At 66.7% G+C, this 13,094-nt stretch carries 15 protein-coding genes, 1 other RNA gene and 1 pseudogene; 8 read left to right on the top strand and 9 right to left on the bottom strand.

Annotation, left to right across the window (positions count from 1 at the left end; translation table 11 throughout):
• The first annotated feature begins 43 nt into the window (after positions 1-43).
• The 5 genes and pseudogenes from ruvC to HWX25_RS16015 all read left to right on the top strand — a co-directional run.
• Positions 44-586 (top strand): crossover junction endodeoxyribonuclease RuvC, encoded by a 543-nt coding sequence (ruvC, locus tag HWX25_RS16035; protein WP_059465409.1) that lies wholly within the window; start codon positions 44-46, stop codon positions 584-586.
• Positions 587-769: 183 nt separating this feature from the next.
• Positions 770-1,351 (top strand): Holliday junction branch migration protein RuvA, encoded by a 582-nt coding sequence (gene ruvA, locus HWX25_RS16030; protein ID WP_059451998.1) that lies wholly within the window; start codon positions 770-772, stop codon positions 1,349-1,351.
• Between the two features lie 108 nt (positions 1,352-1,459).
• Positions 1,460-2,527, top strand: coding sequence for a Holliday junction branch migration DNA helicase RuvB (ruvB, locus tag HWX25_RS16025; RefSeq protein WP_059465408.1), 1,068 nt, complete (start codon positions 1,460-1,462; stop codon positions 2,525-2,527).
• A 24-nt stretch (positions 2,528-2,551) separates the two neighbouring features.
• Positions 2,552-3,505, top strand: a complete 954-nt coding sequence (locus HWX25_RS16020; protein WP_175909090.1) for an oxygenase MpaB family protein — start codon at positions 2,552-2,554, stop codon at positions 3,503-3,505.
• A gap of 56 nt (positions 3,506-3,561) precedes the next feature.
• A pseudogene (locus tag HWX25_RS16015) lies at positions 3,562-3,705 on the top strand (chromosome partitioning protein ParB); the annotation flags it as partial.
• A 59-nt stretch (positions 3,706-3,764) separates the two neighbouring features.
• On the opposite strand, the gene HWX25_RS16010 reads toward HWX25_RS16015, so the two are convergent.
• Genes HWX25_RS16010 through tyrS form a run of 3 tightly spaced genes read right to left on the bottom strand, consistent with a single transcriptional unit; the run spans position 3,765 to position 6,147 of the window.
• A complete protein-coding gene (locus HWX25_RS16010; RefSeq protein ID WP_059535333.1) occupies positions 3,765-4,427 on the bottom strand; it encodes a histidine phosphatase family protein in 663 nt (220 codons plus the stop codon).
• A gap of 23 nt (positions 4,428-4,450) precedes the next feature.
• A complete protein-coding gene (gene dtd, locus HWX25_RS16005; RefSeq protein ID WP_006751891.1) occupies positions 4,451-4,909 on the bottom strand; it encodes a D-aminoacyl-tRNA deacylase in 459 nt (152 codons plus the stop codon).
• Complete coding sequence (gene tyrS / locus HWX25_RS16000; RefSeq protein WP_175909089.1) at positions 4,906-6,147, bottom strand: tyrosine--tRNA ligase; 1,242 nt, start codon at positions 6,145-6,147, stop codon at positions 4,906-4,908. The genes dtd and tyrS overlap by 4 nt, the downstream gene beginning before the upstream one ends.
• 142 nt (positions 6,148-6,289) lie before the next feature.
• On the opposite strand from tyrS, the gene HWX25_RS15995 reads away from it, so the two are divergent.
• Entirely contained in the window at positions 6,290-7,438 is a 1,149-nt protein-coding gene (locus tag HWX25_RS15995) for an anhydro-N-acetylmuramic acid kinase (RefSeq protein ID WP_059535330.1), read from the top strand.
• Positions 7,439-7,541: 103 nt separating this feature from the next.
• Here HWX25_RS15995 and erpA read toward each other — a convergent pair whose 3' ends face one another.
• From erpA to rplM, 3 genes are all read right to left on the bottom strand, one after another.
• Positions 7,542-7,913: an iron-sulfur cluster insertion protein ErpA gene (gene erpA, locus HWX25_RS15990; protein ID WP_059451991.1), complete on the bottom strand. Its 372-nt coding sequence runs from the start codon at positions 7,911-7,913 to the stop codon at positions 7,542-7,544.
• A 207-nt stretch (positions 7,914-8,120) separates the two neighbouring features.
• Positions 8,121-8,513, bottom strand: coding sequence for a 30S ribosomal protein S9 (gene rpsI / locus HWX25_RS15985; RefSeq protein WP_011883283.1), 393 nt, complete (start codon positions 8,511-8,513; stop codon positions 8,121-8,123).
• An 11-nt stretch (positions 8,514-8,524) separates the two neighbouring features.
• Positions 8,525-8,953, bottom strand: coding sequence for a 50S ribosomal protein L13 (gene rplM / locus HWX25_RS15980; protein WP_009687896.1), 429 nt, complete (start codon positions 8,951-8,953; stop codon positions 8,525-8,527).
• A gap of 312 nt (positions 8,954-9,265) precedes the next feature.
• Between rplM and HWX25_RS15975 the strand changes: the two genes are divergently transcribed.
• Positions 9,266-9,571 (top strand): DUF1090 family protein, encoded by a 306-nt coding sequence (locus HWX25_RS15975; protein ID WP_175909086.1) that lies wholly within the window; start codon positions 9,266-9,268, stop codon positions 9,569-9,571.
• A 449-nt stretch (positions 9,572-10,020) separates the two neighbouring features.
• Positions 10,021-10,485 (top strand): OsmC family protein, encoded by a 465-nt coding sequence (locus tag HWX25_RS15970; RefSeq protein ID WP_082721941.1) that lies wholly within the window; start codon positions 10,021-10,023, stop codon positions 10,483-10,485.
• Between the two features lie 70 nt (positions 10,486-10,555).
• Here HWX25_RS15970 and rnpB read toward each other — a convergent pair.
• The 3 genes from rnpB to pyrC all read right to left on the bottom strand — a co-directional run bounded on the left by rnpB (position 10,556) and on the right by pyrC (position 12,919).
• Positions 10,556-10,967: RNase P RNA component class A (rnpB, locus tag HWX25_RS15965), an RNA gene on the bottom strand.
• Between the two features lie 12 nt (positions 10,968-10,979).
• Positions 10,980-11,858, bottom strand: a complete 879-nt coding sequence (locus HWX25_RS15960; protein ID WP_175909085.1) for a DUF3025 domain-containing protein — start codon at positions 11,856-11,858, stop codon at positions 10,980-10,982.
• Complete coding sequence (gene pyrC / locus HWX25_RS15955; RefSeq protein ID WP_059689071.1) at positions 11,855-12,919, bottom strand: dihydroorotase; 1,065 nt, start codon at positions 12,917-12,919, stop codon at positions 11,855-11,857. Before pyrC ends, HWX25_RS15960 begins: the two co-directional genes overlap by 4 nt.
• Positions 12,920-13,094: the final 175 nt, after the last annotated feature.

Here is a 13,094-nt window from a genome sequence, read left to right as displayed (position 1 = left end):
CCATTCGTTGTAGTATCGCTGCATCAGGTTTTTCTCCTCACTCATGCGAATTCTCGGCATCGACCCCGGCCTGCGCGTCACCGGCTTCGGCATCATCGACGTCAGCGGCCATCGGCTCGCCTATGTCGCGAGCGGCGTGATCCGCACGCCAACGGCCGACCTGGCCACCCGACTCGGCACGATCTTCCAGGGCGTATCGACGCTCGTGCGCGAACACGCGCCCGACCAGGCCGCGATCGAGCAGGTGTTCGTCAACGTGAACCCGCAGTCGACACTGCTGCTCGGTCAGGCGCGCGGCGCCGCGATCTGCGGGCTCGTCGCCGGCGGCTTGCCGGTGGCCGAATACACCGCGCTGCAACTGAAGCAGGCCGTCGTCGGTTACGGCCGCGCGACCAAGTCGCAGATGCAGGAGATGGTCACGCGGCTGCTCAATCTCACGGGCCAGCCCGGCAGCGACGCGGCCGATGCGCTCGGGATGGCGATCTGCCATGCGCACAGCGGTAATACGCTCGGCACGATCAGCGGCCTCGCGCCGGCGCTCGCGAAAAAGGGGCTGCGGGTGCGGCGCGGACGGCTCGTCGGCTGACGCAAACGGCACGCATGTCTACGGCGCGTCGCGCATTGCGCCTGCGACCGCCCTGCCCACCCGATCGCCTCATCGCCCTGCATCACGCACGCGTGTCGCATCGCCCCGACCTGAAGGCCAACCCATCGGCATTGCGCCGCACCTGCGCTACACTCGCGCTTTCTTCCTCGCTTCCCGCCATCCATGATCGGTCGCATCGCCGGCATCCTGCTCGAAAAGAACCCGCCCCACCTGCTCGTCGACTGCAATGGCGTCGGCTACGAGATCGACGTGCCGATGAGCACCTTCTACAACCTGCCGCAGACCGGCGAGCGCGTCGTGCTTCTCACACAGCAGATCGTGCGCGAGGACGCGCACCTGCTGTACGGCTTCCTGACGCCGCAGGAGCGCACGACCTTCCGCGAACTGCTGAAGATCACCGGTATCGGCGCGCGCATGGCGCTGGCCGTGCTGTCCGGCATGAGCGTGCAGGAACTCGCGCAAGCGGTGACGATGCAGGACGCCGCACGTCTCACGCGCCTGCCCGGCATCGGCAAGAAGACCGCCGAGCGCCTGCTGCTCGAGCTGAAGGGCAAGCTCGGCGCGGACCTCGGTGCGCTCGCCGGCGCCGCATCCCAGTCCGATCACGCGACCGACATCCTCAACGCGCTGCTCGCGCTCGGCTACTCAGAAAAGGAAGGCCTCGCCGCGATCAAGAACGTGCCGGCCGGCACCGGCGTGTCCGAGGGCATCAAGCTCGCGCTCAAGGCACTGTCGAAGGCGTAACACCCGCCCGAACCGGCTTTCGGAGCCAGTGTCGCGCCGCCGTGCGGCGCGCACCAGTCGGCCGTTCGGCCAGTTCGACCGCGTGACCGCGCGCGGTACAATGGCCGCATGATTGAAACCGACAAACTCGCCGCCGAGCGGATCATCGCCGCCACGCCCGCCTCGTCGCATGAGGAGGTGTTCGAACGCGCGCTGCGGCCGCGCCAGCTCGACGACTACGTCGGCCAGGAAAAGGTGCGCGGCCAGCTCGAGATCTTCATCGAGGCCGCGAAGCGCCGCTCCGAGCCGCTCGACCACGTGCTGCTGTTCGGACCGCCGGGCCTCGGCAAGACCACTCTCGCGCACATCATCGCGCGCGAGATGGGCGTGAATCTGCGCCAGACCTCGGGCCCCGTGCTCGAGCGCGCGGGCGATCTCGCCGCGCTGCTGACCAACCTCGAAGCGAACGACGTGCTGTTCATCGACGAAATCCACCGGCTGTCGCCGGTCGTCGAGGAAATCCTGTATCCGGCGCTCGAGGATTACCAGATCGACATCATGATCGGCGAAGGGCCGGCCGCGCGCAGCGTGAAGCTCGACCTGCAGCCGTTCACGCTGGTCGGCGCGACCACGCGTGCGGGGATGCTGACCAACCCGCTGCGCGATCGCTTCGGGATCGTCGCGCGCCTCGAGTTCTACGATGCCGACCAGCTGTCGCGCATCGTGCGGCGCTCGGCGTCGCTGCTGAACGCACAGATCGATCCGAACGGCGCACTGGAAATCGCGAAGCGCTCGCGCGGCACGCCACGGATCGCGAACCGGCTGCTGCGCCGCGTGCGCGACTATGCGGAAGTGAAGGCCGACGGCCAGATCACCGCGGCCGTGGCCGACGCCGCGCTCGCGATGCTCGACGTCGATCCGGTCGGCTTCGACCTGATGGACCGCAAGCTGCTCGAGGCGATCCTGCACAAGTTCGACGGCGGCCCGGTCGGTATCGACAACCTCGCGGCGGCGATCGGCGAGGAGCGCGACACGATCGAGGACGTGCTCGAACCATACCTGATCCAGCAGGGCTTCCTGCAGCGCACGCCGCGCGGGCGCGTCGCGACACTGCTCACGTACCGCCACTTCGGGCTCTCCGCGCCCGATGCCGGCAATACCGAACGCGGAATGTGGGATACCGCCGACGGGAAGTAACCCGCCGCCCACGCCACACGTGCCATGACCACGCCACCCAGCCCGCACCCCGCCACGCCCACGCCGGGCCCGCGCTGGGTCGAACCGATCCGCAAGCGGCTCGTGGCCGGCATCACGCACCTGACGACGGGCGGCGGCGGCCCGTCGATCGACCTGTCGTCGCCACCCGGAGACCCGGGGCTGTTCGGCCCCGACGCCATCTGCTGGCGCGTGCATGCCGATTTCACGTCGATGATGACGGGCGGCATCGCCGCGCTGCTGCTGCAGGCGCTCCATCCGCTCGCGCTCGCGGGCGTCTGGGATCACTCGTCGTTTCGCACCGACATCCTCGGCCGCTTGCGGCGCACCGCAACGTTCATCACGGGCACGACGTTCGGCAGCCGCGCGGACGCACTCGCGCTGATCGAGCGCGTAAAAACGATCCACGCGCGCGTATCGGGTACCGCGCCCGGCGGCAGGCCGTACCGAGCCGACGATCCGGCGTTGCTGACCTGGGTGCATGTCGCGGAAGTATCGAGCTTCCTCGCCGCACATTTGCGCTATGTGAATCCGTCGCTGTCGGGCGAGCAGCAGGACGGCTACTACGCCGAGACGGCATTGATCGCCGAGCTGCTCGGCGCCCGGGATGTTCCCCGTTCGCGTGCGGAAGTGGCGGCCTACTTCACGCGCATGCAATCCGAACTCGAAGCAGGGCCACGCACCTTCGACGTTATGGACATCCTGCTGAATGTGCCGATCTCCACGCCCGCGCTGAGGCCGGCCGCGTCACTGATCATGCACGCGGGCATAGACCTGCTGCCGCACTGGGCGCAGCGCATGCTCGGCGTATCGACGTTCGCGCCATTGCGACGCGCGGTGGTCCGGCCCGGTGTCAGGGCGGTCGCGCCCGTGCTGCGCTGGGCGCTCGTCAACGGCGCCTCGAAACGCGCACGCCGACGCGCAACGGCGACGCCGCCCGACGGTACCCCGCCCGCCTGACGATCCGTTTCTTCGGATCATTTCAATTGCCGTGACCGTGATATTCCCGTGACCGCCGCGTCGATGCGATCGATGGCGGCAAGAAGTACCCGAAAGGAGAATTCGACAAGCTGCGCCAGCCGATTACGGCCGACAAGCCCGGCAGGATCGCGTACGCGCTCGGCTACAGGACGCGCCAGGCACTGCCGCACCAAACCTGAAATGGAGGGGGCCACCCCCGCCCGATCACGCCGGCGGCACCGGCATGACCGCATCAAAATCAAAGTACCTTGCGATACCCGTCGTCGTCGCTCGCGGTATCCAGATGCGACACGTCGGCCCATTGCACGACTTGCGCACGGCCATCGACGTAATCGACGACGTTGATGCTGGTGTTGAGCAACTGATAGCTGCGCGGTGCCGAGAGGTCGAGACCGTTTGCGAAGCGATACACGCAATCGAGCACGCCGCCGTGCGCGACGCATGCGATGCGCCCGCCCGGATGCGCGGCGACGATCGGCTCGAGCGCATGCAGCACGCGATGATAGAACTCGCGCTGCGACTCGCCACCGTCCGGCGCGAAACCCGGGTCGCGCGTCTGCCAAGCAGCGTAGGCGTCCGGAAACAGCGTCTCGATCTCGGTGCTGTCATGCCCCTGGAACACGCCGTACGCACGTTCGCGCAGCCCTTCGCGCAACCGCAGCGGCAGCCCGAGCGCATCGGCAAAGGGTTGCGCGGTCTGCTGCGCGCGCATCAGGTCGCTCGAATAGATCGCGTCGATGCGCTGCCCTTCATGCGCGTCCCGCGCGAGCCGGACGGCCAGCCGCTGCGCCTGCGCGAGCCCCGTGTCGGCCAGCGGAATGTCGATATGGCCCTGGATGCGCTTGATGCGGTTCCAGGCCGTCTCGCCATGACGAATGAAGAGAATCTGCGTGGTGGCCATCGCGGCGCGTCTCCGGGAAAGAATCAGGGCCGCACTTGCAGCCAGAACGTCACGGGGCCGTCGTTGACGAGCGACACCTGCATGTCGGCGCCGAATTCGCCCGTCTCGACGACCGGATGACGCTCGCGCGCGGCCGCGACGAAATAGTCGAACAGGCGCGCGCCTTCGTCGGGCGGCGCAGCCGGCGTGAAGCTCGGCCGCAGCCCGCTGTTGGTATCGGCCGCGAGCGTGAACTGCGACACGAGCAGCAGGCCGCCGGCGCCGCCCGCGCCGTCGATGTTCGACACCGGCAGGTTCATCTTGCCGGCCGCGTCGCTGAACACGCGATAGCCGAGCAGCTTCGCGAGCAGCTTGTCGGCCGCGGCCTCGGTGTCGCCGCGCTCCGCGCAGACGAGCGCGAGCAGCCCTGCGCCGATCTCGCCCGTCGTGCGGTCGCCGACGCGCACGTCGGCGCGCTTCACGCGCTGGATCAGCGCGATCATGCGGTCAGCGTGACGCGCGCGAAGCGGCGCTTGCCGACCTGAACGACGAACTCGCCGGCCTCGACCTTCAGGCCCTTGTCGGACACCGTCGCACCGTCGATCTTCACGCCGCCCTGCTCGATGTTGCGCAGCGCTTCGCTCGTCGACGGCACGAGGCCCACCTGCTTCAGCAGCTGGCCGATCGCGAGCGGCGCGCCCGCGAGCGTGACCGATGGGATGTCGTCCGGCACGCCGCCCTTCGCGCGATGATTGAAATCTTCGAGCGCACGCTCGGCGTCGGCCTGCGAGTGGAAGCGCGCGACGATTTCCTGCGCGAGCAGCACCTTGAAGTCGCGCGGATTGCGGCCGCCTTCGGCTTCGCGCTTGAAGCCGGCGATTTCGTCGAGGCCGCGGAACGACAGCAGTTCGAAGTAACGCCACATCAGCGTGTCCGAGATGCTCATCAGCTTGCCGAACATGTCGGTCGGCTTCTCGCTGATGCCGACGTAGTTGCCCTTCGACTTCGACATCTTCTCGACGCCGTCGAGGCCTTCGAGCAGCGGCATCGTCAGAATGCACTGCTGTTCCTGGCCGTACTGCTTCTGCAGTTCGCGGCCGACGAGCAGGTTGAACTTCTGGTCGGTGCCGCCGAGTTCGAGGTCGGCGTTCAGCGCGACCGAGTCGTAACCCTGCATCAGCGGGTACAGGAATTCGTGGATCGAGATCGGCACGCCGCTCTGGAAGCGCTTCGTGAAATCCTCGCGCTCGAGGATCCGCGCGACCGTATAGCGCGACGCGAGCTTGATCATCCCGTCCGCGCCGAGCGGCATCGACCATTCGCTGTTGTAGCGAATTTCGGTCTTTGCGCGGTCGAGCACGAGCGCGGCCTGTTCGAAGTAGGTCTTCGCGTTCGATTCGATCTGTTCGCGCGTGAGCGGCGGACGCGTCGCGTTGCGGCCCGACGGGTCGCCGATCAGCGACGTGAAATCGCCGATCAGGAAGATCACGGTGTGGCCGAGATCCTGCAGCTGACGCATCTTGTTCAACACGACCGTATGGCCGATGTGGATGTCGGGCGCGGTCGGATCGAGGCCGAGCTTGATGCGCAGCGGCGTGCCGGTGGCCGCGCTGCGCGCGAGCTTCTGCGCGAACTCTTCCTCGATCAGCAGTTCGTCGACGCCGCGCTTCGTGACGGCGAGCGCATGGCGGACTTCGTCGGTGATCGGGAAAACAGGCTTGGAACTGGGTTCGGTGCTCATCGGTGCCAGGAAGAATGTCGCAAAGACAGGGATTTTCCCATAACTTGCGCGTGCATCGCTTAACGATGCGTCAGGTTGCGCGGATAATCGGGCGCAAGGCGCGCGGCACCGGCCCGCGCCGCTCGATCCAGGAGAACCCAACGTGCCGCAACGACATCCGCAACCCGCCCATCCGGCCGACGGCATCTACTTCGGGCTGATGTCGGGAACCAGCATGGACGGCGTCGACGGCGTCGCCGTGCGTTTCGAGACCGGCCGCGCGCCGGTCGTGCTCGCGGAAGCCTTCGTCGGCTTCGCGCAATCGCTGCGCGACGCGCTGTTCGCGCTGCAGCAGCCCGGCGACAACGAGATCGACCGCGAATCGCTCGCGGCGAACGCGCTCGTCGCGCGCTACGCGGTGTGCTGTCACGAGTTGCAGCGCACCGCCGGCCTGTCGCGCGACGAGATCCGCGCGATCGGCGTGCACGGCCAGACGGTCCGGCACCGTCCCGAGCGCGGCTACACGCGCCAGCTCAACAATCCGGCACTGCTCGCCGAGCTGGCCCACATCGACGTGATCGCCGATTTCCGCAGCCGCGACGTCGCGGCAGGCGGCCACGGCGCGCCGCTCGCGCCTGCGTTCCATGCGACGATGTTCGGCGCGCCGGGCGAGACGCGGGTCGTCTGCAACCTCGGCGGCATCAGCAACATCACGATCCTGCCCGGTGATGGCGGCGACGTGCGCGGCTTCGACTGCGGGCCCGCGAACGCGCTGCTCGACGCATGGGCGACCCGCCACCTCGGCAAGCCATACGACGACGGCGGCAAGTTCGCCGCGCGCGGCACGGTGCACGCGCCGCTGCTCGACGCGCTGCTCGACGAGCCCTACTTCGCCGCGCTGCCGCCGAAAAGCACCGGCCGCGACTTGTTCAATCCCGCGTGGCTCGACGCGAAGCTCGCCGCGTTCGCGCAGGTCGCGCCGGAACACGTCCAGGCAACGCTGACGGCGCTCACCGCCGTCTCGGTCGCCCGCGAAGTCGCGCAACACGCGACGGATTGCAAGGCCGTGTTCGTCTGCGGCGGCGGCGCCCGCAATCCGGTGCTGCTCGCCGCGCTCGCGGAAGCGCTGCGCGAGGCCGGCGTGCCGGCGACGGTGGAGACGACGGCCGCGCTCGGCGTGCCGCCGCAACAGGTCGAAGCGCTCGCGTTCGCGTGGCTCGCGTATCGCTTCACCGCGCGCCAGCCCGGCAACCTTGCGAGCGTGACGGGTGCCGCGGATGCGCGCGTGCTAGGCGCGCTTTATCCGCGCTGACGGAAGGCCGAAGGAAGCGGTTCGCGCAGCGCATGGGCACAAAAAAACGGGGCATGAAGCCCCGTTTTTCATTCTGGCGAACCGGACAGGATCCGTCGTGCGTTCAGACCGAGAACGACGAGCCGCACCCGCAGGTGGTCGTTGCGTTCGGGTTCTTGATCACGAACTGGGCGCCGTTGAGGTCGTCCTTGTAGTCGATCTCGGCGCCGACCAGATACTGGTAGCTCATCGAGTCGATCAGGAGCTGGACGCCGTTCTTGTTCATCACGGTGTCGTCCTCGTTGACTTCCTCGTCGAACGTGAAGCCATACTGGAAGCCCGAGCAGCCGCCGCCCTGCACGAATACGCGCAGCTTCAGGTCGGGATTGCCCTCTTCGTCGATCAGTTGCTTGACCTTGTCGGCCGCGGCGTCGGTGAAGACGAACGGTACCGGCATTTCGGTGGTCGTTGCTGCGGATTCGGTAACAGCGTTCATGCGAACTCTCCAAAAAGCTTTAGCCGCTATTGTAGGGCCGATCAGAAGATCGTGCTGATGTCCATGAAATCAATAGGTTCTTGTTGATTTCCGTAAAGGAAACGGCCCGCGGGGCCCCGCCGCGCGGGCATAAAAAAACCGCCAGCGCGAAAGCTGGCGGTTTTTCCGGCGGACGCCGCCCGGAAGCGGCGCGGCCATGAAGCGGAATTAACGCTTCGAGAACTGCTTTGCGCGACGTGCCTTGCGCAGACCAACCTTCTTACGCTCGACTTCACGTGCATCGCGCGTGACGAAGCCTGCGTTCGACAGCGACGGCTTGAGCGTCGCATCGTAGTCGATCAGCGCGCGGGTGATGCCGTGGCGCACCGCGCCTGCCTGACCCGTTTCGCCGCCGCCGTTCACGTTCACCTTGATGTCGAACGTCTGGCCGTGGTTCGTGAGTTCCAGCGGTTGACGCACGATCATCAGCGACGTTTCGCGCGAGAAGTAGTCAGCGATGGGCTTGCCGTTGACGATGATGTCGCCCTTGCCAGCCTTGATGAAGACACGTGCGACTGCGCTCTTGCGGCGGCCCGTACCGTAGTTCCAGTTACCGATCATGTGGGCTCCCCTTAGATCTCGAGCGCTTTCGGCTGTTGAGCCGAGTGCGGATGCGTCGCTTCAGCGTAGACCTTCAGCTTCTTGATCATCGCGTAGCCGAGCGGGCCCTTCGGCAGCATGCCCTTGACCGCCTTCTCGAGCGCACGGCCCGGGAAGCGTTCTTGCATCTTGCCGAACGTCGTTTCATAGATACCGCCCGGGTAGCCCGAGTGACGGTAGTACTTCTTGTCCAGAGTCTTGTTGCCCGTGACCTTCAACTTGCTTGCGTTGATGATGATGATGAAATCACCAGTGTCGACGTGCGGGGTGAACTCAGGCTTGTGCTTGCCGCGCAGACGGCGTGCCACTTCGCTGGCAACACGGCCGAGAACCTTATCCGTCGCGTCAATCACGTACCATTCGCGCGTCACCTCATGGGCTTTTGCGGAAAACGTCTTCATGATCGATCCAAAAAAAATGCTTTGCCCGATGTGTTCTTCCTGCTTGTCTGTGTGCGCTTCGAGGCGCGGTGCAGGCTCTCCCTGTTCTTTTTCCGTGGGCATGAATGCGGAAAAGCCCTGAATTATAAAGGAAATACGGGAGCGCGGTCAAAAAGAATCCACGTCCCGTGCCGGCGGCGCCCGAAATGCGCCAAAATCCGGTCGTGCCCCGATATGCCAGGCGAACCGAGCGCCCGGGGAGGCACCCATCGACGCGCGGCACCTGACCTTGCCGCGCCAGACCGGCCGACAACGGAAAAACAACAAACAAGCATGATGAAACAAGGACTTACGCCCCTTCTCGCGGCCACATTGCTGGCCGCCGCGGCGCCCGCCGTCGCCGCCCGGGCCGGCTGCGACGCCAAGCTCGACGCACTCGACGCCCGTATCGCCGACGCCCGCGGCACCCATGCCGAAGATCGCATCGCCCGCCTGCGCGCGGTACGCGAACGCGTGCGCCACTTCTGCGCGCGCGGACATGGCCACGAGTCGGCCGCACAGGTCTCATCCCCTGCGGCCGGCTCGACCGACACGCCAACCGGCGCGGCATCGCAGGCAGCCGGACGACAGCCCACGTAAACGGAGTCAAAGACAGGGAGTCAACGACCGACATCGAAGCGCGCAAACTGCGCGTCGATGCTTGCATGGGACGAAAAAAAGCCCGAACGGCTGGTTCGGGCTTAATCCACCTTAGGAGGAGGGTGGAGGAGACATGCGGAGGTTGCCGCAGCGCGACAACCAATGAGGCTCATTATACGAATGCGCCGGCGACTTCACAAGAAAATTTGCATTGCGAAATTCACAACCATAATGTGGAATATGGATGATTTCGTCGCCAGGTCACGTTTTCTCTTTTGAAATCAATCGATTGGAAAACAAGGATGCAACCGGAAGTCCGCCACATCTAGAGCAAAACCCCTAAAGCAGGCAGGGAAATCGGCGTTCGGCGCGCCGCCAGGCGCCGCGTGCGGCGGCGCGACGTTGCACGTCGTGCAGCGCATCAGCCGACCGTTGCACTGCGGGCTACAATGCATGATCGAATTCGAATCAGGCAACGCTGGAGTGCAAGCATGGAATGCAAAGTAAGCTGGATGGGTCAGGACGGCATGGCGTTTTCCGCTCAGACCGGAAGCGGACACCTCGTCGCGATGGACGGCGCACCGGAAGGCGGTGGCCATAATCTCGCACCGCGCCCGATGGAAATGGTGCTGGTCGGCACCGGCGGCTGCACCGCGTACGACGTCGTGCTGATCCTGAAGAAGAGCCGCCAGGAAGTCACCGGCTGCTCGGTTACGCTGAAGGCCGAACGCGCGAGCGAAGATCCGAAGGTGTTCACGAAGGTCCACTTCCACTTCACCGTCACGGGCCGCAACCTGAACCCGGCCACGGTCGAACGCGCGATCAACCTGTCGCACGACAAGTACTGCTCCGCGTCGATCATGATCGCGAAAACGGCCGAGCTCACGCATTCGTTCGACATCGTCGCGGCCTGAACGCCTAGCAGCCACGGATGAAAAAAAGGGCCGGCGCTCCTGACGGAGCGCCGGCCCTTTCGCATTCGAACGGCAAAGCAGGCCGATAAGCCGGATTCTGTGCACGCTGCACGCCGAAGCGCACGGCGCGTGGCAGCCATTCCTCTAGGCGCGCCATTGCTGACGCGCTCAAGCTTCCTACCCGCAGACGAGACGGGGGCACCGTCCTGCATCCGAAAATGCGCGCCTGCCTACTTGGAATTGCTCCGGGTGGAGGTTACCGTGCCGGCGGACGTCGCCGTCGCCGCGGTGCGCTCTTACCGCACCGTTTCACCCTTACCTGATCCCGGCTTGCGCCGGGCCATCGGCGGTTTGCTTTCTGTTGCCCTGTTCCGCGTGTCGCCACGGATGGCCGTTAGCCATCACCCTGCCCTGTGGAGTCCGGACTTTCCTCGCCCTCGCCTGCCCGAAGGCGACGAGGCCGCGACTGCCTGGCCTGCTTTGCGACGCGCATTCTAGCACTGCGCGCCGCCGCCGGCAGCGCGCGAACGGCGGCCGCTGCGGAAAACCGCCGGATCGTCGTAGAACGCGGGCACGGCATTCGCGTCACACCAGCCCGGCACGCCGAGCACCGGGAGCGGCGCGAAATCGCGGCTCGTCAGGTCACGGGTCGCGAGTTCGCCGGCGATCCGCTCATCGACGTGCGCGGCACGCTGCGCGTCGGGCCACGAGAAATAGTCGTCACTCACTTCGACGATCCACGTGTGCGCGGTGCAGGACTTGTACGGCACGACGAGCTTCTCGAGCAGCGCATGGCCGACGAGCCGCGCCTCGCAGCGCGTGCCCCACGCGTCGCGCGCCGCCACCAGCAGTTGCTGCCAGTTGAAGCCGCGCAGCGCGTCGGCGAGCGCGCGGTCGGCCGTCACGAACAGCGCGGCGTTCTCGTCGAACAGCGTGAGCGCATCGCGCAGCGTGCCGCGCACGGGACCGACGCCGCCCGCGGCGTCGATCGCCGCGGCCTGGCGTGCGTTCAGCGCGGCCTTGGTGCGCGGATACGCGAACCAGACGAGCGCATTGAAGAAGTCGTGAAGATTGTGGCGGGTCGGGACGCCGCCCGTGTCGGCGATATGGGTTTCGTATGCGATGCCTGGCGGCAGCTCCGCCTGCGGCACGAAGCGCAGCGACCGGCCTCGGCCGCTCGCCCGCGTACCGCCGCGCAGCGCGCCGTTCAACGCATCGAGCAACGCGGTCTCGCCCTTGAGCGCCGCCGCCTGCAGCGTACGACCGGGCGCCGCGTAAGGCGCGAGCCACGGCGCCAACCAGTCGATCTGCGCGAATACCGCCGCCCCGCCGCCGGCCGTCAGGCCGGCCCCGCGCGGCGGCGTGCCGGTCACGCGAATTTCCAGCCGATCGTTTCGCCGGCGCGCAGCGGGACGACCGGCGTATCGCCCGCGAAGACCTCGCGCGGCAGTTCCCAGGTCTCGCGGCGCAGCGTGATCGTCTCGGTGCTGCGCGGCAGCCCGTAGAAATCGGCGCCGAAGCGGCTCGCGAAATTCTCCAGCTTGTCGAGCGCGCCGGCCTGGTCGAACGCTTCCGCATACAGCTCGAGCGCGTGCAGCGCCGTGTAGCAGCCCGCGCACCCGCACGCGGTTTCCTTCGCGCCGCGCGCGTGCGGCGCGCTGTCGGTACCGAGGAAGAAGCGCGGGTTGCCCGACGTCGCCGCTTCGACGAGCGCGACGCGGTGCGTTTCGCGCTTCAGCACCGGCAGGCAGTAGTAATGCGGGCGAATCCCGCCGACGAACAGCGCGTTGCGGCTGTACAGCATGTGCTGCGGCGTGATCGTCGCGCCGAGCAGGCCCGGCGCCGCGTCGGCGTCGCGCACGTAGTCGGCCGCGTCCTTCGTCGTGATGTGCTCGAACACGACCTTCAGGCCCGGGAAATCGCGGCGCAGCGGCGTCATCACGCGGTCGATGAACACCTTCTCGCGATCGAACATGTCGATCGCCGGATCGGTCACCTCGCCGTGCACGAGCAGCGGCATGCCGGTTTCCTGCATGACCTCGAGCGTCTTCGCGCACTTCGCGAGATCGCTGACGCCGTGATCGGAGTTCGTCGTCGCGCCGGCCGGATACAGCTTCACGCCGTGCACGAAGCCGCTGTCGCGCGCGCGGCGGATTTCGTCGGGCGCCGTGTTGTCGGTCAGGTACAGCGTCATCAGCGGCTCGAACGCCATGCCAGCCGGCAGCGCGGCCAGGATTCGCTCGCGATAGGCCTGCGCCTGCGCGGTGGTCGTGACGGGCGGCTTCAGGTTCGGCATGACGATCGCGCGGGCGAACTGGCGCGCCGTATGCGGCAGCACTGCGGCCAGCATGTCGCCGTCGCGCAGGTGCAGGTGCAGGTCGTCGGGACGGGCGAGCGTGAGCGTCGCCGGAGAGGAAGCGTTCGAGGCAGTCATAGGAGGCGTCGTGAGGAACGGGCTGGCCATCTGCGGGGCCGGAACGCACGTGCGCGGGCCGACTGACGGCAAACCGCAACACGAGGCCTTCGGCCGGCGGAATCCGCTTTTTACCGCTCAAGGCTCGGTGATATGCTAGAAGCCACATTGTACCGGGGTTCACCCGGTTGGTTAC

The sequence above is a fragment of the Burkholderia sp. BCC1640 genome (assembly GCF_902833125.1).
In the GTDB taxonomy this organism is placed as follows: Bacteria; Pseudomonadota; Gammaproteobacteria; order Burkholderiales; family Burkholderiaceae; genus Burkholderia; species Burkholderia diffusa.
Note: the sequence above shows the minus strand (reverse complement) of the source record. Positions and strands in the feature narration are given on the sequence as shown.